This is a genomic window from Geothrix mesophila, from assembly GCF_022808835.1.
GTDB lineage: Bacteria > Acidobacteriota > Holophagae > Holophagales > Holophagaceae > Geothrix > Geothrix paludis.
Genome location: NZ_JAKZLD010000001.1, coordinates 923597 through 941617, shown reverse-complemented (window position 1 = coordinate 941617; position 18021 = coordinate 923597). Strand labels below are relative to the sequence as shown.

Below are 18021 nucleotides of genomic sequence, written 5' to 3'. Positions count from 1 at the left end.
AGGCCTCACCGGCGCCTTCAGCCCTCCGGTCCCCGCCGCGGATGCACCATCCGGCGCAGGGCGGGCGTCAGGATCCGGCTGGCGGCAAGGATGCGAGTCTCCTCGTCCAGGGCCCTGATCCAGGGGGCGGCATGCCCGAGGGCCAGGCCGGATTCCGGCAGGGCCAGGCTGCGGTCCAGGGCGCGCAGCACCTGGTCCGCCACGGGGCCCACTTCGCGCCAGCGCGAGGTGGCCAGAGCTTCGGCCTGTGCAGGGCGCAGAGGCGGCTGGATGAGCGCCACGAGGGCCTCCAGGCCCAGCTTGGGATTCTGGAGGAACGCGGCCAGCACGCCCGCGTCAGGAGCCCGCCACACCAGGGCCCACAGGGGCCGCGGGGCGTGCAGGGCGAGGCTGCGGCGCTCGCCGGTGGTCATGGCCGTCCACTGCTGCTGGAGCTTTTCGATGGCCTGCTGGCGCGCCTGGGGGTGGGCCGCCGGGTCCACCGCCACCGCGGCCAGGGCCCGCCAGGGCAGGCGCATCATGAGCGAGGCGCGCAGGTGGGCGGTGGCCTTGGGGTGCTGGGCGATCCACCGGAGAAGCAGGGGACGCTTCTTCAGCTCCGGGAGGTCCGCCGCCGCCTCCAGCCATCCCCGGGGCGGCTCCGGATGCCGCAGCATTCGCAGAAACCGCGGCCAGGGCAACTCGGGCGGCAGGGCCCAGGGGGCGGAGGAGGAACGGAGCATGGGAACAGTCTAGAGAGACTGAAGACTGAAGACCGAGGACCTGACCCTGATTTGCGCCACACTATGCCCATGACTCCCGAGTTCACCATCCTGGGCCGGGGCCGTGCCGGCCGCGCGCTGGCGGCGGCCTGGGGACCGCGGGCGGGCCTGCTGGATCACGGCGCCCGGCCGGAGGGCCTGGTGCTCCTGGCGGTGCCGGACCGGGCGGTGGCCGAGCTGGCCCAGGCCTTCCCCGGGCGCTGCGTACACCTGGCGGGCAGCCTGCATCTGCCGGGGGTGCCCTGCGCTCATCCGCTCACCAGCTTCGACGGGCAGGCCCGGGACTGGAAGGGCACGCCCCTGGCCATCACGGGCGCGGTGCCGGACGGCCTGCGGAGGGCTTTCGGGGACCTGGGCTTCGCGGCCTTCGACCTTCCCGCGGAGCTGAAGCCGCTCTACCACGCGGCGGCGGTGCTTACCTCGGGCCACGCCGCCTCGCTGTGGCTGGGGGCGGAGGCCCTGCTGCGCGCCAGGGGTGTGGCGTTGCCGGGTCGGGGCCTGCTCCCGCTGGCGGAGGCCACGCTGCGCAACGTGGCCGCCCTCGGGGCCGCGGGGCGCACGGGCCCGTTCGCGCGTGGCGACGAGGCCACCATCGCCCGGGATGCCGAAGCCCTGCCCGAGCCCTGGCGGGAGATCTTCCTGACACTGGGGCGAAGCCTCGACTGACCCGAATCTGCCCCGGAGCCTCATGTCCCTCCTGATGACCGTCTCGATCCTCTGGGCCCTGTCCTTCGGCCTCACGGCCCAGGTGAGCGAGCTCGGGGCACCCTTCGTGACGGCCATGCGGACCCTCCTGGCGGCCCTGGTGTTCCTCCCCTTCCTGGACCCCAGGGGCCTCACGCGGAGGCAGGTCCTGGCCTTCGCAGGCATCGGCGCCCTCCAGTTCGGCCTGATGTACCTGCTCTACATCGCCTCCTTCCACTGGCTGCGTTCCTCGGAGGTGGCGCTCTTCACCATCTTCACGCCCCTCTTCGTGACCCTGATGAGCGACCTTCTGGACGGCCGCATGTCGTGGATGTTCCTCCTCACGGCCGGCCTGGCCGTGCTGGGGACGGGCATCTGCGTGTGGTCGGGGCTGGGGCGCCGCGGGATCCTCCTGGGCTTCCTGCTCATGCAGGCCGCGAACCTCTGCTTCGCCCTGGGCCAGGTGCTCTACCGGCGACTGGCGCCTGCGTCGGGCAAGCGGGATCGAGACCTCATGGGTCTGCTCTACCTTGGGGCTTCCGTGGTGGCCGTGGCCATGGCGGCGCCCTCCATCCCCTGGGCGCGGATCTCCGCCATGGGCCTGCGCCAATGGGCGGTGCTGGTCTATCTCGGCGCCGTGGCGTCGGGCCTGGGTTTCTTCCTCTTCAACGCCGGGGCCCGCCGGACGGATATCGGCACCCTGGCCATCTTCAACAACATGAAGATCCCCCTGGCCATCCTGGCCTCGGGCCTGGTGTTCCGTGAAGCCGTGGATTGGCCGAGACTGGCGGCCGGCGGCGCGGTGATCGCCTGCGCCCTTGGTTTGAACAGCCTCACTGGAGCAAGGCCATGAACGCCTTCACGCCACCCCTGGCCCTCCGGGCCGAGACCCCCTCCGAATGGGCCGAGGCCGCCCTGGCGGACCCCGAAGCCCTGCTGTCCGACCACGCCCACTGCGAGAAGAAGGCCGCCCTCACGGCCCTGAACCTGGCCCGCCACCTGGGCGACATGGCCCGGGCCGCCGGGCTGCTGGAGCGGCTGGCGGAGGAGGAGCTGGATCACCACCGCCGGGTGCTGGAGGGCCTCCAGGGCTTCGGCTGGACGCTGCGTCCCGACCGGGGGAACCCCTACGCCCAGGCGCTCCACCGGTCGGCCTCCAAGGGACTGCTGGACCAGCTGCTCATCGCGGCCCTCATCGAGGCCCGCAGCTGCGAGCGGCTCTGGCTGCTGGAGCGCGCCGCCGCGACCCATCCGACCCTGGGATCCGCCCCCTGGCTGGCCTTCCTGCTGGAGCTGGAACGGTGCGAGGCGGGTCACGCCCAGGCCTACCGGAGCCTGGCGGAAGAGCGGTTCGGCCGGGAGGCCACCCAAGCGCGGTTGGACTGGTGGCTGGACCGGGAGGCGGAGGCGATCCGGACCCAGCCATGGAGGTCTGCCGTCCATTAGGGCCTGGTTTCAAAGTGGGGCGCCGCCGCGACACTGCCCAGCCGCGCTCATGGCAAGGCGGCGGCCGAAGGGCGATGCGGGACATCGTTCGAGGCCGGCAACGCAGCCAGGGGTGCGGCTGGGCAGCGTCCCGAAGGGCAAGGGGCGGCGCCCGGCGCGATGCTGCGTCAAGCTCCTCGTCGATGGGTCCACCATCGCCTTCGTCGCTTTCCTTGCCTCGCTTGGGCGGCGCCCCTTGCGCGGCCACGCCCCACTTTGAAAACAGGCCCTAAGGTCTCTTAACCAGAAGTAGGCTCAACCGTGGCAGACTGGACTACCTCCGAGGCAGCCTATGTCCACAGTTCCCGACCACGGTCTCAAAGAGATGGTGCCGGTCTTCGGGCCCGACGCCCTCGGGGCCCAGGCCGGCGTGAGCTTCCACCACGCGCTGGCGCGGCTCAGCGAGGGCGGCGACCTCAAGGCCCGCCTGCTGCTGTCGGCGCTTTCCCACTTCGCCGCCAAGGGCTACGACGGCGTGCAGGTGAAGGAGGTGGCCGAGGAGGCGGGAGTCTCCAAGCCCACCCTCTACTATCACTTCGGCAGCAAGGAGGGCCTCTTCCGGCAGCTCTGCCTCGTGTCCCTCTCGGCCATGGCCGTGCGCATCCAGAGGCTGGTCGAGCCGTTCCTGGCGTCGCCCATCCGGGGGGTCAAGGCCATTGACGACGCCAGCGTGAAGCTCGCCCAGGCCTATCTGGATCTGCTGCTGGAGAGCCAGGAGTTCACCGGCTTCATCCTGCGCTCCATCGCCGTGCCGTCGCCGGATTCGGGGTTCCGGGACCTCATGCCCCTGGTGGAGAAGGGGCTGGCCCCGCTGGGCCTCTTCATGAACCATGTGTTCGGCACGAGCCTGGAGCAGGCGCGCAAGGAAGTGCTGCTGTTCACCTCCCTGGTGGGCGCCCTCATCGAAGAGAAGCTCCGCGATCCGCAGTACCAGATCACCGGAGATGAAGTGAAGTGGGTGGCCCAGCGCTGGCTCCACGGCGTCCAGGGCTGACATTCGAGGGAAGGGCACCATGGCCAAGCTCGCCCCCATCAGGGCCACCCTCCGTCCGCTGGATCTGCCCCAGCATCTCTTCGAGGTCGAGCTGACGGTCCCCGCTGAAGCCCTGGGTTCAGGCGCGGTGGCCGCGCTGCCCGCATGGACGCCCGGTTCCTACCTGGTGCGGGACTACGCACGGTTCGTGGACCGCGTGCGGATGCTGGAGGGCCGCCGGGAACGACCCCTGGAGAAGCTCGACAAGCAGCGGTGGCGGGTTCCGGCATCCAAGCGGGACCTCGTGCTCCGCTACCGTGTGTACGGGAACGACCTCACGGTGCGGACGAACCATGTGGATGCCGCCCACGCGCAGATCATCCCCGCCGCCGCCTTCCTCTACCTGGAGGATCAGCTGGACCGGCCCGTGGAGGTCCGCTTCGAGGGGTTCCCCGGCGACTGGAAGGTGGCTTCCGCCCTGCCGCAGAAGCAGGACGCCCGCCTGGCGAAGGACTTCGACACCCTCGTGGACTCGCCCTTCGAGCTGGGCGCGTTCCGGACCCGCAGCTTCAAGACGGGCGGCACGGCCTTCGAGCTGGTGTTCACGGGGCCGCACAATGGCGATGAAGGCCGCATGGCTGAGGCCACGCGGAAGATCGTGGAGGCCGCGGGCGCCATCTTCGGCGGCTTCCCCTTCAAGCGGTACGTCTTCTTCTTCACCTTCACGCCCAAGCTGCGTGGTGGCCTCGAGCACCGGGACTGCACCAGCCTCATCGCCGACAGCCACGCCTTCGACAAGCCCGAGGGCTATTTCGCCCTCTACCAGCTCGTGGCCCACGAGTTCTTCCACGCCTGGAACGTGAAGCGGCTCCACGATCCGGCCCTGGGGCCCTTCGACTACAGCCGGGAGAACCCCACGAAGATGCTCTGGTTCCACGAGGGGCTCACTTCGTACATGGAGCATGTGATCGTCCTGCGGGCCGGCGTGGTGCCCTGGGGCCACACCTCGAAGGAACTGGCCAAGTGCTGGAGCGAGCAGGTGCAGCGTCCCGGCCGCCTGGAGCAGAGCCTGGAGGAATCCAGCTGGGATGCCTGGATCCGCTTCTACAAGCAGCATGAGTTCAGTCCCAACAGCTCGGTCAGCTACTACGACAAGGGCGAGATGGTGGCCTGGCTCATGGACGCCACCCTCCGGGAAGGCAGCCGTGGAAAGGCCGGACTGACGGACCTTTTCGCCCTGCTCTGGACGCGTCACGGCGAGGCCGGCCTCACGGACGGGGATGTGCGCCAGGCCTTCCGGGAGCTCTCCGGAAAGGACCCCGGGCCCTTCTGGGACGCCTACATCTCAGGCCGTGCGGAGCTGGATCCCGCACCTCTGCGGCGCGCCTTCGGCCTATTGATGGAAGCCCGGGCGCCTTGGGAATCCCTGGGCCCCGAAGAGGCCAAGGATCCTGCGGCCCAGCGACGGGCCCGATCCTGGACGGGCCTGGTGCTGGCCTCCAATGGACCCACGATCCAGAACGTGATTCCCGGCAGTCCAGCCGCTGGGGCGGGCCTCAGCTTCGGCATGGAGATCCTGGCGGTGGACGGCTGGCGCACCACGACCGCCGCCGAGGCGCAGCGGTACCTCGCGGACCCCGGACCCGGCGGAAGGGTCGCGGTCCTGGCGGCGGACCGGGGCCGGGTGCTGACGGTGGACGTGCCCGTGATCGAGAGCCCCGACCGTTCCCACCGGCTGACGGCGGACCTCCGGGCCGGCACCACGCAGCGGACCGCGTTTTCCGCGTCCTATGGCCAGGCCTTCCCCTCCGCACCGGTGAAGCGGGGCGGACGCCGGTGAGGCTCGCCGCGATCCTCGCCGCCCACGACGAGGCGGATCACATCGGAGCGGTGCTGGAGGGCCTGAAGCCGTTCGGCCTCCATCGCGTGCTGGTGGTGGATGACGGTTCTTCGGACCGCACCGGGGCCGTGGCCGCCGTCCATGGCGCCGAGGTGCTGCGCCTGGAGCCGGGGCAGGGCGGGGGTAAGGGGCAGGCCCTGCGTGCGGGAATCGCCCGCCTCCGCCCCGACGCCTTCGACTTCTACCTGTTCCTGGACGCGGACGGCCAGCACGATCCGACCGACCTGCAGCGCTTCATGGATCACCTCGCCATCCACCCGGACGCCGACTTCCTGATCGGCTCGCGGCTCCTGGACCGGGCGAAGATCCCGGCCAAGCGCTGGCGCACCAACGCCCTGGGCACCTGGACCCTGGGGCGCATCGCCGGCGTCACCTGGGAGGACAGCCAGAGCGGCTTCCGCATGATCCGCAAGAAGGTGCTGGATCGGCTGGAGCTGAAGTCGCGCGGATTCGCCATCGAGATGGAGATCGCGATGAAGGCGGCCGACTGGAAGCTGCGATGGGCCCACGTACCCATCCGGGCCATCTACCAGCCCGGGCCGGTGAGGAGCCATTTCAGAGGGGTGATGGATACCTGGCTGATCGCCTGGGAATCTCTGAAGTGCTAGCTGGCTTCAACCCGGTCAGGCCTTGTCACTTGTCGCTGCCCCGCAGCGCCAAGCTCGGGCCTGATCCGGGTTGACCTGGCTAATTGCCTGGGAATCCCTGAAGTGCTGAACGGGCGCCGACCCTCGTGGACCGGCGCCGGGCAGATCACTTGGCGGCGTTGTGCGCGGCTGGCGCGTGCGCCTGCACCACCTGGGCCTCCGAGGCGCTGGTCACGGGGGTGATGGCGCGAAGCAGGGCCTGGAGACGGGCCTGCATCTCCTTGTCGTCCACCTTGCCCACCCGGGCCAGGTAGAGGGTGAACAGATCGGGGCTGTCCGCGTTCGTCGTGCCGGGCTTCAGGAAGGCCTGGTGCACCGCGGCGATGCGGCTGGCCCCCTCCTCCTCGAAGGTGCGCTGGGTGTAGGGATGTCGCTGCTTGGCGATCTCCTTCCAGCTCTTCTGATCGCCATCCGGCATGTTCGGCGTGGGATGGAGATGCTTCAGCAGGACGAAGTAGTTGTCTTCCTCGTCTTCGGAAATGCTCACGCGGCGCAGGTCCCAGACCACGTTCCCGCCCTTCCGGGAGAAGCCCATGTTCAGGATGAGGAAGGCTTTCGGGGAGAGATCGACCTGGCTGGAATCCAGCTCGAGCCTTGTCCAGAGCGCCTGCAGGCGGAGATGCTTGCCCTCCTTGAAGTCGAAGGCCATGTCCTTCAGGGCCGAGGGCAGGCGGTCCCGGTGCTTCAGATACTCCACCCAGTCCCGCAGCTCGCCGGCGTAGGGGATGTAGGTGTAGTCGAGGAATTTGGGAAGGTCGTAGAGCCAGGGCATGAGGCTGGACGAGTCCACGAACTTGACGGCCATGACCACGCCGCCGGGAATCAGGGTGGTGTAGGTCAGGACGGAGCCATCGTCGTAGGGCGTGAACCAGATGGCCTGCTGCCAGGGACGCCCGAGGCGGTCCACGTGGCGCTGCACTTGGTAGGGGTCTCCGAAGGAGGTGACCCGGATGTCCTGTCCGCCCACGGTGCGGGTGACCCGGGCGCCCTTCAGCAGCAGGTCCATGGCGACCCTGGGCTTGGCCAGGAGGTCGCCGACGGCCACGTCGTCCGGATGCCGGAGCATGAAGAGGTAGACATTGTTGGCCTGGGCGTAGAGGAGGCGGCCATTCTTCGGGAGATCGTTCTTCTTGTATTCCAGGCCCGAGATCGCCCACGTCTTGGTGGTCGTGTCGCGGAAGATCACCTCGGGCTTGCCGCTGGTGGGAATGTCTCCGATGGCCGCCTCGCTGGCCTCGCCCTCGGGGAACAGCTCTCCGCGGAGACTCGCGAACAGGGCATCCATGGACTGGATGTAGAAGGCCTTCTCCTGGACGGCGATCTCCTGCCTGAGCTCAGGGTACGGGCGCGGCAGGGGGAGATCGAACACCCGCTCGAGCGCCTTCGATTTCTCCGGGAAAAGGGAGAAGCTGAAGGTCACCTTGTTGAAGAAGGCGGCCCTGTCGGGTTTCATGGCCTTCAGCTCGGCGGTGGGCAGGGAGTAGCAGATGTTGTCCTTCTTCCCGAGGACCACGCCCACCACCCGACCCTGGGGATCCACCAGAGGACCGCCGGAGTTGCCCGGGTTCACGCCGGCGCTGCTCTTCAGCAGGTTCCAGGCGCCGCTCATGGGTTCGGGCAGGGTGCCGATCACCTCGCCGGGGCGGATCACGAGGCCTTCTCCGTAGGCGTTCCCCACGGTGAAGACCGGCTCGTTCTCGCGGAAACCGGGACGCAGGTCCAGCCACCGGTCGAAGGTGCGCCCCTTGACCGAGAAACGAATCACGTCCCGCTGCTCGTCCAGGGCCAGGATGCGATCCACTTCCCAGACGTTCTGCTTGGCGTCGCGGATGTAGCAGGTGGTATAGCCCCTGGAGGCGTGGATGGATCGGAACACGTGGTGGGCCGTCACCAGCTCGTTCTTCGAGACGGCGAAGGCGGTTCCGATGGAGATGTAGGGATCGTTGCGGAGGTTGAAGGGGACCAGGTCCCAGGGGAGGTCCTTCTCGTAGGACACGGGGTCCTTGGCGGGGTCGGGGCGGGCGACCACCACCTCGAAGCTGGCTTCGGTGACGCGGGTCTTCACGGCCGGGGCGAGCGCGGTCTCCTGGCCCAGGAGGGCGGTGGCGGCCAGCAGGCATGGAAGCAGCAGTGGGGTCAGCAGTCGCATGGATCTTCCTTCGTCTGGCTGGGACCTGGGTCCATCCGTGAGGGGGGATGGCTCGAGTGTATTCGAAAAAAGGAGCGCGTCCGGTGGACTTGGGATCCATTCCCTTCGGGGGTACCTTGGTCGCATGGCGATGGAATCTTCTGATCCGCAGGCGTGGGGCGGGGCCCGATGAACCCCCTGGATTGGGACCTGGGCAATGTGCCGCCGGGGGTGCCGTGGGGCGGTGTGGACGAGGCGGGCCGCGGGGCCTGGGCCGGACCGGTGGTGGCCGCCTGCGCGGTGCTGGACGCGGACACGGTGCGACGCTGGGGCCATGTGCTGAGGGGCGTCCGGGACAGCAAGCAGCTGAGCCCCGAGAAGCGGGAGGCCATGGCGGCGGAGCTGAAGTCCATCCTCCCTGCGTACGGCATCGCCGAGATGGACCCGATGGCGATCGACCGGGAGAACATCCTCGAGGCCACCATGATGGCCATGCGGCAGGCGGCGAAGGATCTTTCCCTCCGTCCCCGCATCCTGTTCGTGGATGGCAACCGCGCACCCGGAACGGGTCTGCTTGAGCGGCTGGTGGTGGATGGGGACGCCATCAGCTGCGCCATCGGGGCGGCGAGCATCCTGGCCAAGGCCCACCGGGACGCGCTCATGATCGCCATGGAGGAGCTGCATCCCGGCTACGGGTTCGGCCAGCACAAAGGCTACGGGACAGCCCTCCACCGCGCCCGGATTGCCGAACTGGGCGTCTCCCCGATCCACCGGATCAGCTATGCGCCGGTCGCCGCGCTGCAGCAGGTGGATGAAGGCCTTCGCGAGGCCCTGCGCCACAGCCTGGACGGCTGCGCCTCGGTGGCGGAGCTGCAGGCCTGGGTGCAGACGGACCTTCGGCCCGCCTACGGCCACCTGAAGCTCGTGTGGGTGGAGACGCTCCGCCGACGCTATGCGGATCGGCTCGCCCGGTTCGCCAGCGAAGAAGGCCTCGAATGACCGATGTGGCCCTGGCCCTGATCCAGTCCGGCGGGCGCTGGTTCCTCCAGCGCCGGGAGCCCTCGAATCCGGTGATGCCGGGGCTGTGGGAATTCCCGGGCGGGAAGGTGGAGGCCCGGGAGGCCCCCCTCGACGCGCTGCGCCGGGAGCTCATGGAAGAGGTCGGCATGAAGCCCGAAGCAGCCATGGCACTGCCAACGCTGGAGGGACCCGTGCATCTCCATCCGTTCGTGATCCATGGGGCGGGAACTCCCCGGACGGAGCTGGCCTGGGGATGGTTCACCCTGGAGGAGATGGCGCGTCTTCCCATCCCGCCGGCCAACGACGAGCTCATCCGCCGCCTCAAAGGCGTCCCATCTCCGGATGTCGCGGACTGATCTGATAGGCTGGACTCTCCCCAGGCCCGGAGCTGCCATGCCTCGATTCTTCATTCGGACCTTCCTGTGCGCCCTGGCCGCGCTGACCACGCTGACCGGGCTGGCGCTCCAGGCCCAGCAGACCGAAGTGGTGTTGAGCGCATCAAGCAGCGCGAAGCTGGTGCTGGGGATGACCCCGCCGAAGGCTTCCGGCATCGATGACAGCTTGGTCGCCACGGAATTCACGGCCGTGCTCAAGCGCGATCTCGATGAGACCGGCGTGTTCGCGGTGCTGCAGGAGCGGCTGCCCGCCGATGGCGCCCCGGTGAAGGCCTGGAAGGAGGCGGGCGCCCAGTGGCTGCTGAATGTCCGCCTCACGAAGGGGGCCGTGGGAGATTTGCAACTCGAAGCCTCCGCGCTCGACACCGCCGCGGAGAAGGCCGTGTTCACCAAGCCCTACAAGGCGGATCGCATGGTTCCCCTGCGGCGCATGGCCCACGCGCTGGCCGACGACCTCGTGGCCCGCCTGACGGGCGAGCGCGGCGTGGCCTCCAGCCGGGTGGTGTTCGTCCGCCAGACGGCGCCGGGGGTGAAGGAACTGTTCCAGATCGATCGCGACGGCGCGAACCTGGTGCAGCTCACGCGCCACGGCAGTCTCACGCTGTCGCCCACGGTGGCGGCCGATGGCCGGTTGGCCTATGTGACCTACAAGGGCGGGGCACCCGAGATCTGGGGCCAGCGCCGCAGGGATGGCGCACACGAGAAGCTCTACCCTGCGACCGGCTCCGGAGCCATGGTCTCCTCACCGGCCTGGTCTCCGGATGGCCGCCGCCTGGCCTTCGTGCAGGGCGATCGGCGCGGCAACAGCGACATCATGGTGCTGGATCTGGACACAGGACGCGCACGGCGTCTGACCGACGGTAATGGCATCAATACTGAACCAAGCTGGAATCCCAACGGTACACAGATCGCGTTCACCTCTGATCGTGAGGGGGGCCCGCAGGTGTTCCTCATGCAGGATGATGGCTCCAACCTCCGCCGCCTGACCGGCGAGGGGCTATACAACGCCAGCCCGGCCTGGAGCCCCAACGGCGCCATGATCGCGTATGTCTCGCGATTCGAGGGCAAGTTCGATCTTTTTATCTATAAATTGGGAGAAGGAAAGGCCTACCAGATCACCACCGGCGTGAGCACTTCCGAATCGCCAGCCTGGTCTCCCGATGAGCGCCGGCTTGTGTTCACCAGCAATCGCTTCGGCTCCATGCAGATCTTCACCACGGATCTGTCCGGTCGCCAGGTGGTGCGTATGACGGAACTTGCGGGATGCCAGAGTCCCAAGTGGACTAGGGCGCGTTAAAAAATAAATCGCATTTACCTGAGTACTGTCCATCTATACTCAGGCTCATCCAGGAGGAACAACCCTATGAGATACGGAACCTACCTCGTCCCTGCTGCCATCGTGCTCACGCTCGGCAGCCTCGCCTGCAAGCCCCCCAAGACCGCGGAGGAGATCAAGGCCGAGACCCAGGCGGCGTTCAACGAGGGGTACCAGGCGTTCAAGGATGGCAAGGCCCGCGAGACCAACCCCTACGTGAACGCGAAGGACGCCAAGGAGAACCAGCACAAGGTGACGGGCTGGTACGAGGGTTGGGACAAGGCCAAGGCTGACAAGGATGCCGCTGACAAGGCCGCCGCCGAGAAGGCCGCCGCCGACGAAGCCGCCCGCAAGGCCGCCGCCGAGAAGGCCGCCGCTGAGGAAGCCGCCCGCAAGGCCGCCGAGGCCGAGAAGGCCGCCGCCTTCAAGCGCGCCGCCGAAGCCGCCCTCAAGACCATCCACTTCGACTTCGACAAGTCGGACATCAAGGAGAACGATCGCGCGCTGCTCCAGGGCATCGCCGACTTCATGAAGGCCTACCCCGCCGCCAAGGTCGAGATCGAAGGCCACTGCGACGAGCGCGGCACCAACGAGTACAACCTGGCCCTCGGCAACCGCCGCGCCGCCGCTGCCCTGGCCTACCTGAAGACCCTGGGCGTGGACGAGGCCCGCTTCACCACCATCAGCTATGGCAAGGAGAAGCCCCTCTGCACCGAGGCCAAGGAAGCCTGCTGGAGCCAGAACCGCCGCGGTGAGTTCAAGCTGAAGTAGTCGTTCCGAAGGACGTGAAGCGGGGGCCTCGGCCCCCGCTTTTCGTTTAGGATGAAGAAAGTCCCGGAGTCCCCATGAGCGCCCGCGCGATGCTGTTCCCCGTCCTGGCCGCGATCCTCGCCGTTGGCTGCAGTTCCGAAGACCAGCTCCGCCGCGTGGAGCAGGAAGTCGGCGATCTCAAGCTCGAGGTCTTCAAGCTGCGCCAGCAGGTCGAGGACGGCAACAAGCGCGCCGAGGCCGAGCAGAAGGCCGCCCAGGAGGCCCGGGGTCAGGACCGCCGCTTCCAGGCCGATCTACAGGAGAGCCTGCGCCAGGTGCAGGACACCACGCGGGTGCTGAACAACCGCCTGAACAGCATGCCCCGCGGGACGGCGGCGCGGCCCGCGGCTGCGGAGAGCCAGCCTGCGCAGGTGTCCGACGAGGAGCGGGCCTTCAACGTGGCGGTGCTGGACTACAACCGTGGCAACTATCCCCTGGCCGCCGAAGGCTTCAACCTCTTCCTGAAGAACCACCCCCAGAGCGCGAAGCGTCCCGATGCCCTGTTCTTCCTCGGGCTCTCCCACTACAACCTGAGGGCCTACGACAAGGCCCAGCAGGCATTCGAGCGGATCATCAAGGATCATGCGGCCTCCTCCCAGTTCCTGCCCGCCAAGCTCAAGCGCGCCCAGTGCCTGCTGAAGCAGGGCCTGAAACCGGCGGCCGTGAAGGCCTTCCGCGAGCTGGTGGACGGATTCTCCGGCAGTGCCGAGGCCCGCACGGCCCAGCAGGAACTGAGCGACCTGGGGCTCTGAGCGCATGAGCGTCGAAAGCTGGCGGGTTCCCGTCCGCATTGATTTCGCGGGCGGCACCCTGGATCTCTGGCCCATCTACGCCATGATGGGCGGTTGCGTCACCGTGAATGCCGCCGTGGACCTGTGGGTCGAGCTGGAGGTGAGGCGGGGTGGGGTCGGTCACCGGATCACCAGCCGGGACCTGGGGATTGATCTCGCTTTCGGCGCCTGGCCGACGGAGCCGCCGGAGGGGCTGTCCTGGGTGTGGCGGGTGCTGGACGCCTCGGGTATGCCGCCGACGGCCCTGTCCATCCACAGCCCCGTGCCGCAGGGCTCGGGCCTGGGGGTGTCCTCCTGCCTCGGCGTGGGCCTGCTGGGTTGTGCCATCGGTGAGGAAGCCAGTGAAAGTCTGGCCCGCAAGGTGCCGATTCTAAGGGACCTGGAAAGCCGGGAGCTTCAAACCCCGGCGGGCTGGCAGGACTACTATCCGGCCGCCCTGGGCGGGGCCCTGACTCTGCACTGGGATGGTCCGGAACCGCGCTGGGAGCGCCTGGAGCCCCATCCCGGCCTGCTGGCGGACCTGGTGGTGTTCTACACCGGCAGACCCCACCACTCGGGCCTCACGAATTGGGAAGCCTACAAGCGCTTCATCGAGGGCGACCGCCAGACCCGCCAGGCCCTGTCCGACATCCGCGACATCGCCCGCGACATGGCGGCGGCCCTGCCCACGGATCCTTCCGCGGTGGCCGCCCTGCTGGAGCGCGAGGGGCAGGCCCGGGTACGGCTCTCCCCGGCGGTGGAGACGGACGCCATGCACGCCGTGCGCGACCGTGGCCGCCGAGAGGGCTGGTACGCGGGCATGAAGCCCTGCGGCGCCGGCGGGGGCGGCTGCTGCCTGCTGGTGGTGAAGGATGGCTTGCGGGAAACCGCCGAAGTCGCCCTGAGAGACATGGGCCTGCCTCCCCTGGACTTGCGGATCACGCCGCAGGGGCTGCACCGGGTTCAGACCTCCTGACCCGGGTCGGAGGTCCGGACTTCAGATCTGGCCGTCCCATCCCTCGTCGCGGGCAGCGAAGGCGGCGCGGATGGCGGCCACCTGGTCCTTCAGAAGGGGTCCCTTCTCGAGAAGACGGAGGTTGGCCTTCAGGTGCTCGAGCTTGGTGGTGCCGACGATGCAGCTGGACACGCCTTCCTGGAAGGCGGCAAAGCGCAGGGCCAGCTCCGGCCAGTCCAGGTCCCCGGGATCAAGGCCCATGGCCTTCAGGCGCGCCCAGTAGACCTCGCAGTATTCCCCCGTCGGACGTTCGGCCCAGCGCCATGGGGCATTGGCCAGGGGGCGCTTCGCGATGAGGCCCAGGCCCTGCGTCCGGGTGGCGGGAAGGGCGTCGCCCAGGACCCTCTGGTCGCAGAGGTTGAGCGAGCACTGCACCCCATCGAAGCGGCCGGAAGCCAGGGCGAAGGCCAGGGCCTCGTTCTCGCCTGAATAGGCCATGGCCCGGATCTTCCCGGCGGCCTTGGCCTGCTCGAGGGCCTCGATGACGCCGCCCTGGGCGAGGATCTCCCGGGGGCACGAGTGCAGGTGCACGATGTCGAGGTGGTCCGTGCGCAGGGCCTTCAAGGCCCGGTCCACGCCCGCGGCCACGCAGGTATGGGTCCAGTCCTCCAGCCCTTCGACGCCGTACCCCACCTTGGTGGAGAGGATGAATTCGCCGCGCCGCCCGGCCAGGTGCCGTCCGATGCGCGCTTCCGAAAGCCCGTAGCCCCGGGCGGTGTCCACCAGGGTGACGCCCGCGTCCAGCAGGCCATGGAGGAAGGCGCCGCAGTCCTTTTCGCCGAAAGCCGGATCGCCGATGTGGCCCGCTCCGAAGCCCAGGAGGCTCACAACCATGCCGGTGGAGCCGTAGGGGCGCAGGATCGGCATGGGGTTTCCTCCTAGGCCTTGGAAAGGTTCTGGATCAGCAGGGCAGAATCCGGCGCCTCCAGGGGCGTCTGGCCGGGGGTGGCCAGCAGATCCCGCAGGCGCTGATCCCGCTTCCCGAGAGGAAGGCGGGAGAGGTCGCCTGCGGGGACCCAGCGCAGGCCCTCCGCGGCCTCGAAGCGCGCTTCAAGGCGCAGGTACAGCGGGCTCACGGCCTCACGGCGATGGGTGTAGATCTGGGTCCAGCCGGGCCACGCGATGAGCCGCGAGGCCGCCGAGGCCACGCTACCCGCTGGGATCGCCTCCGCATCGAGCGCTGGCCAGCGCCATAGGCCGGCCAGCAGGCCACTGGCGGCGGGGGTATGGAGCAGCATGTGGCCCTCGGCTTCCATGGCCACCAGCCAGAGGGCCGAGGCTTTCGGCGCCGGCCGCCTCGCCACGGGAGGGATCTCCGCGGTACGGCCGGCCAGTCGGGCGCTACAACCCTCCGCCAGAGGACAGGATCCGCAGGCTGGGGCGGGCGTGCAGACCGTGGCCCCCAGCTCCATGAGGGCCTGGGTCAGGCGCGAGGGGCCAAGGGCCGCGAGGGCGGGGGTGAGCCAGGCGCGCAGGTCCCCGGCCCGGGCCTTGGGATCGCCATCGATCAGCAGCAGCCGGGCCAGCACCCGGAAGGCATTGCCATCCAGGGCCGGGGCGGGCCACTGGAAGGCGATGGACCCCACGGCGGCGGCCGTGTACGGGCCCAGCCCCGGAAGGCCCGCGAGACCTTCCAGATCGCCGGGCCATCCTTCCGCGGCGATGCAACTGGCCGAGGCCTTCAGGAACCGTGCGCGGCGGTAGTAGCCGAGGCCCTCCCAGGCCTTGTGGACCGCGTCCTCGTCCGCCTTCGCGAGCTCGTCTGGGCTGCGGAACTGTGCCATCCACTGCGTGAAGTAGGGGATCACCGTGGCCACCTGGGTCTGCTGGAGCATCAGCTCGGATACCAGCACCGCATAGGGATCCGGATGGGGGCCGTCGAGGTCTGCGGCCCGCCAGGGCAGGTCCCGCCGGGAGGCTTCGAACCAGGGAGCCAGGGGGGCGAGAAGGGTGGGGGCGGGGGGCCAGGACATACCCAGACCCTACCATTCCGGGGCCCGTCCACCCGGGCGGCCCCCGGGCGAGGCGGCGAGTTTCTGGAGGCGAATTTGGGGGTATTCGGAACGTTGAATCCGTTTTAGACTCATTCTTTTTTCATGGATGTGTGATGAAAACAATGATGAAAATAATGGCTGACGCATTCCGTTCGGCGCTGGTGTTCCTCGGCGTGGGGGCTGGACTGGGTTCCATCTGGGCCTGCGGCGGCGGGGGCTCCGGCGCCGTCGGAAGCCCGGCTCCCGCCGCGCTGAAGCTCCTTCCCGCCACCGGAGACATCAAGGTCGGCGGCGCCCTGCAGGTGTGGGCGGAGGACGCCCAGGGCCATGCGGTCCCGGCGGCCTTCTCGGTGGTGGAACCCCAGGGCGGCACGGTGGACGCCAGCGGCCGCTACCGGGCGCCGCTCATGGCCGGGACCTACCACCTCCGGGCCACGAGCAGCCAGGTCCCCGGGGCCGTCGCCGAAGCGCCCGTGAAGGTCTCCGCCTACCTGGCCAGCCTCGCCCCGGCCGCCTCGGCCCAGTTCACCCGCTCGGATCACAGCGCCACCCTGCTGCCGGACGGCAGCGTGCTGCTGGCGGGCGGGATGGAGTCCAGCCAGCTCGAGCGGTACCTGCCTGCCTCAGGGACCTTCGTTCCGGCCGGCGACCTCGGGACCAAGCGCTGGGCCCACCAGGCCTCGGTCCTCCCCGGCGGTGGCGTGCTGCTGACGGGAGGCGTCTATGGCGTGAACGTCCTGTCCACTGCCCAGATCTTCGAGGTCGGAACCGGCCCGCGCGCGGTGGGGGCCCTGACGGCCACCCGGATGCTCCACGCGGCGGCGGAGCTGGCGGATGGGCGCGTCCTGCTGGCAGGCGGACTGCCCGCCACGGGCTCGGATGTCTACGCCACGCCTACCGCGGAGATCTTCGACCCCGCCACGGGTATGTTCACGCCGTCGGGATCCATGGCTTCGCCCCGGACCGGCCACACGGCGACCCGCCTCCCGGACGGGAAGATCCTCATCGCCGGCGGGCGGAACAGCACCTGCTGGTACGGATGCCCGGAGCTGACCTGGGCCTCCGCCGAGCTCTACGACCCCGCCACTGGCACGTTCACGCCGACGGGGGGGATGGCCCAGGCGAGGTACGGGCACACGGCGACCCCGCTGCCGGATGGCCGCGTCCTGATCGCCGGAGGCACCACGCCGGACCTGCCGGACACGGACGTGTCCTCCTCTCTGGAGATCTACGATCCAGCCACGGGGACCTTCGCCGCCGCGGGGACCATGCTCCGGCCCCGGAGCCACCACACGGCCACCCTCCTCACGGATGGGCGGATCCTCCTGGCCCATGGGCGGACCCAGGGCGAGGGCTCCCTCGCGTCGGCCACGCTGGAAGTGTTCGATCCGATCCTGGCCAAGAGCACCCTGCTGACCTCCGACCTGACCACCCGCTACCGCCACACGGCGACGCGCCTGCTGTCGGGCGACGTGCTCCTGGCCGGCGGCACCGAGGGCGGCGGCGGCATCAAGCTGACCGAAGTATTCCGGTAGACGCCGGCCGGCCTGGAACAAAAAACGAGCGCCGGAAGGCGCTCGTTTCGTTTGGTGCCCGCGAGCAGACTCGAACTGCTACGGCTTGTGGCCACCACCCCCTCAAGATGGCGTGTCTACCAATTTCACCACGCGGGCACGTGGAACAACCATCTTCACCCAAAGCGCGGACGCGGTCAATGCCTGGTTTCGCGCCCCACCGTGGGGTGAACCTACTTCTTCTCGGTCGCGTGCGAGGGCGCGGGCGCGGGAAGGGGAACAGCGGGAGCGGGAGTGGGCGCCGTGGCCGCAGGCTTGTCGGAGATCTTCTCCAGCACGGAGCGGCTGCCGCGGATGATCATCACTTCGATGAGCAGCGTGGTCCCCAGGAAGCCGGCGGCCAGCCAGTACGTGGCCTTGGAGAGGAAGGGCGTGGCGCCCTGGGCGCCGAAGGCCGAGTTCGCGCCGCCGCCGCCGAAGGAGGCGCCGAGGCCACCCTTCGTGCCGGGCTGCAGCAGGATCGTCCCGATGAGCAGGACACCGAAGAGGATCAGAAGTGCGAGGGCGAGGCCATTCATGGAAACTCCGAACCTCCTAGTCTCGCACAGGG

At 69.0% G+C, this 18021-nt stretch carries 18 protein-coding genes and 1 tRNA gene; 13 read left to right on the top strand and 6 right to left on the bottom strand.

Annotated elements, in window-relative coordinates:
- Nucleotides 1–17 precede the first annotated feature (17 nt).
- Nucleotides 18–722, bottom strand: a complete 705-nt coding sequence (locus tag MLG87_RS04365) for a hypothetical protein (RefSeq protein WP_243293983.1) — start codon at nucleotides 720–722, stop codon at nucleotides 18–20.
- Between the two features lie 63 nt (nucleotides 723–785).
- Between MLG87_RS04365 and MLG87_RS04360 the strand changes: the two genes are divergently transcribed.
- The 6 genes from MLG87_RS04360 to MLG87_RS04335 all read left to right on the top strand — a co-directional run bounded on the left by MLG87_RS04360 (nucleotide 786) and on the right by MLG87_RS04335 (nucleotide 6411).
- Nucleotides 786–1427 carry a DUF2520 domain-containing protein gene (locus MLG87_RS04360; protein WP_243293982.1) on the top strand — a complete coding sequence of 214 codons (642 nt, stop codon included), beginning with the start codon at nucleotides 786–788 and terminating at the stop codon, nucleotides 1425–1427.
- A gap of 22 nt (nucleotides 1428–1449) precedes the next feature.
- Nucleotides 1450–2298, top strand: a complete 849-nt coding sequence (locus MLG87_RS04355; RefSeq protein ID WP_243293981.1) for an EamA family transporter — start codon at nucleotides 1450–1452, stop codon at nucleotides 2296–2298.
- Nucleotides 2295–2891: a tRNA isopentenyl-2-thiomethyl-A-37 hydroxylase MiaE gene (miaE, locus tag MLG87_RS04350; protein WP_243293980.1), complete on the top strand. Its 597-nt coding sequence runs from the start codon at nucleotides 2295–2297 to the stop codon at nucleotides 2889–2891. Before MLG87_RS04355 ends, miaE begins: the two co-directional genes overlap by 4 nt.
- Nucleotides 2892–3222: 331 nt before the next feature.
- Nucleotides 3223–3924 (top strand): TetR/AcrR family transcriptional regulator, encoded by a 702-nt coding sequence (locus MLG87_RS04345; RefSeq protein WP_243293979.1) that lies wholly within the window; start codon nucleotides 3223–3225, stop codon nucleotides 3922–3924.
- A 19-nt stretch (nucleotides 3925–3943) separates the two neighbouring features.
- On the top strand, nucleotides 3944–5743 hold the full coding sequence (locus MLG87_RS04340; RefSeq protein ID WP_243293978.1) for a M61 family metallopeptidase: 1800 nt from the start codon (nucleotides 3944–3946) through the stop codon (nucleotides 5741–5743).
- Nucleotides 5740–6411, top strand: a complete 672-nt coding sequence (locus MLG87_RS04335) for a glycosyltransferase family 2 protein (protein WP_243293977.1) — start codon at nucleotides 5740–5742, stop codon at nucleotides 6409–6411. The genes MLG87_RS04340 and MLG87_RS04335 overlap by 4 nt, the downstream gene beginning before the upstream one ends.
- Before the next feature lie 145 nt (nucleotides 6412–6556).
- Here the strand turns inward: MLG87_RS04335 and MLG87_RS04330 are convergent, their stop codons facing one another.
- Nucleotides 6557–8599: a S1 family peptidase gene (locus MLG87_RS04330; protein WP_243293976.1), complete on the bottom strand. Its 2043-nt coding sequence runs from the start codon at nucleotides 8597–8599 to the stop codon at nucleotides 6557–6559.
- A 168-nt stretch (nucleotides 8600–8767) separates the two neighbouring features.
- Between MLG87_RS04330 and MLG87_RS04325 the strand changes: the two genes are divergently transcribed.
- The 6 genes from MLG87_RS04325 (at nucleotide 8768) to MLG87_RS04300 (ending at nucleotide 13864) form a co-directional block, all read left to right on the top strand.
- On the top strand, nucleotides 8768–9577 hold the full coding sequence (locus MLG87_RS04325) for a ribonuclease HII (RefSeq protein WP_243293975.1): 810 nt from the start codon (nucleotides 8768–8770) through the stop codon (nucleotides 9575–9577).
- Nucleotides 9574–9954 (top strand): NUDIX domain-containing protein, encoded by a 381-nt coding sequence (locus MLG87_RS04320; RefSeq protein ID WP_243293974.1) that lies wholly within the window; start codon nucleotides 9574–9576, stop codon nucleotides 9952–9954. Before MLG87_RS04325 ends, MLG87_RS04320 begins: the two co-directional genes overlap by 4 nt.
- A 37-nt stretch (nucleotides 9955–9991) precedes the next feature.
- Nucleotides 9992–11290: a hypothetical protein gene (locus MLG87_RS04315; protein WP_243293973.1), complete on the top strand. Its 1299-nt coding sequence runs from the start codon at nucleotides 9992–9994 to the stop codon at nucleotides 11288–11290.
- 66 nt (nucleotides 11291–11356) lie between these two features.
- The gene (gene pal / locus MLG87_RS04310; RefSeq protein WP_243293972.1) at nucleotides 11357–12079 is read left to right on the top strand and encodes a peptidoglycan-associated lipoprotein Pal; all 723 of its coding nucleotides are present in this window, start codon (nucleotides 11357–11359) and stop codon (nucleotides 12077–12079) included.
- 74 nt (nucleotides 12080–12153) lie between these two features.
- Nucleotides 12154–12870 (top strand): tetratricopeptide repeat protein, encoded by a 717-nt coding sequence (locus tag MLG87_RS04305; protein ID WP_243293971.1) that lies wholly within the window; start codon nucleotides 12154–12156, stop codon nucleotides 12868–12870.
- 4 nt (nucleotides 12871–12874) lie between these two features.
- Nucleotides 12875–13864 carry a GHMP family kinase ATP-binding protein gene (locus MLG87_RS04300; RefSeq protein ID WP_243293970.1) on the top strand — a complete coding sequence of 330 codons (990 nt, stop codon included), beginning with the start codon at nucleotides 12875–12877 and terminating at the stop codon, nucleotides 13862–13864.
- 21 nt (nucleotides 13865–13885) lie between these two features.
- On the opposite strand, the gene MLG87_RS04295 is transcribed toward MLG87_RS04300, so the two are convergent.
- Nucleotides 13886–14770 carry an aldo/keto reductase gene (locus tag MLG87_RS04295; protein ID WP_243293969.1) on the bottom strand — a complete coding sequence of 295 codons (885 nt, stop codon included), beginning with the start codon at nucleotides 14768–14770 and terminating at the stop codon, nucleotides 13886–13888.
- A gap of 11 nt (nucleotides 14771–14781) precedes the next feature.
- Nucleotides 14782–15876, bottom strand: coding sequence for an A/G-specific adenine glycosylase (locus MLG87_RS04290; RefSeq protein ID WP_243293968.1), 1095 nt, complete (start codon nucleotides 15874–15876; stop codon nucleotides 14782–14784).
- A gap of 155 nt (nucleotides 15877–16031) precedes the next feature.
- On the opposite strand from MLG87_RS04290, the gene MLG87_RS04285 reads away from it, so the two are divergent.
- On the top strand, nucleotides 16032–17432 hold the full coding sequence (locus MLG87_RS04285) for a Kelch repeat-containing protein (RefSeq protein WP_243293967.1): 1401 nt from the start codon (nucleotides 16032–16034) through the stop codon (nucleotides 17430–17432).
- 52 nt (nucleotides 17433–17484) lie between these two features.
- On the opposite strand, the gene MLG87_RS04280 is transcribed toward MLG87_RS04285, so the two are convergent.
- Nucleotides 17485–17570, bottom strand: a tRNA-Leu gene (locus MLG87_RS04280).
- Between the two features lie 74 nt (nucleotides 17571–17644).
- The gene (gene secG, locus MLG87_RS04275) at nucleotides 17645–17989 is read right to left on the bottom strand and encodes a preprotein translocase subunit SecG (protein ID WP_243293966.1); all 345 of its coding nucleotides are present in this window, start codon (nucleotides 17987–17989) and stop codon (nucleotides 17645–17647) included.
- Nucleotides 17990–18021: the final 32 nt, after the last annotated feature.

Coding starts and splice junctions, on each gene's coding strand:
- MLG87_RS04365 (WP_243293983.1), bottom strand. CDS start 722: ATGCTCCGTTCCTCCTCCGCCCCCTGGGCCCTGCCGCCCGAGTTGCCC.
- MLG87_RS04360 (WP_243293982.1), top strand. CDS start 786: ATGCCCATGACTCCCGAGTTCACCATCCTGGGCCGGGGCCGTGCCGGC.
- MLG87_RS04355 (WP_243293981.1), top strand. CDS start 1,450: ATGTCCCTCCTGATGACCGTCTCGATCCTCTGGGCCCTGTCCTTCGGC.
- miaE (WP_243293980.1), top strand. CDS start 2,295: ATGAACGCCTTCACGCCACCCCTGGCCCTCCGGGCCGAGACCCCCTCC.
- MLG87_RS04345 (WP_243293979.1), top strand. CDS start 3,223: ATGTCCACAGTTCCCGACCACGGTCTCAAAGAGATGGTGCCGGTCTTC.
- MLG87_RS04340 (WP_243293978.1), top strand. CDS start 3,944: ATGGCCAAGCTCGCCCCCATCAGGGCCACCCTCCGTCCGCTGGATCTG.
- MLG87_RS04330 (WP_243293976.1), bottom strand. CDS start 8,599: ATGCGACTGCTGACCCCACTGCTGCTTCCATGCCTGCTGGCCGCCACC.
- MLG87_RS04325 (WP_243293975.1), top strand. CDS start 8,768: ATGAACCCCCTGGATTGGGACCTGGGCAATGTGCCGCCGGGGGTGCCG.
- MLG87_RS04320 (WP_243293974.1), top strand. CDS start 9,574: ATGACCGATGTGGCCCTGGCCCTGATCCAGTCCGGCGGGCGCTGGTTC.
- MLG87_RS04315 (WP_243293973.1), top strand. CDS start 9,992: ATGCCTCGATTCTTCATTCGGACCTTCCTGTGCGCCCTGGCCGCGCTG.
- pal (WP_243293972.1), top strand. CDS start 11,357: ATGAGATACGGAACCTACCTCGTCCCTGCTGCCATCGTGCTCACGCTC.
- MLG87_RS04305 (WP_243293971.1), top strand. CDS start 12,154: ATGAGCGCCCGCGCGATGCTGTTCCCCGTCCTGGCCGCGATCCTCGCC.
- MLG87_RS04300 (WP_243293970.1), top strand. CDS start 12,875: ATGAGCGTCGAAAGCTGGCGGGTTCCCGTCCGCATTGATTTCGCGGGC.
- MLG87_RS04295 (WP_243293969.1), bottom strand. CDS start 14,770: ATGCCGATCCTGCGCCCCTACGGCTCCACCGGCATGGTTGTGAGCCTC.
- MLG87_RS04290 (WP_243293968.1), bottom strand. CDS start 15,876: ATGTCCTGGCCCCCCGCCCCCACCCTTCTCGCCCCCCTGGCTCCCTGG.
- MLG87_RS04285 (WP_243293967.1), top strand. CDS start 16,032: ATGGCTGACGCATTCCGTTCGGCGCTGGTGTTCCTCGGCGTGGGGGCT.
- secG (WP_243293966.1), bottom strand. CDS start 17,989: ATGAATGGCCTCGCCCTCGCACTTCTGATCCTCTTCGGTGTCCTGCTC.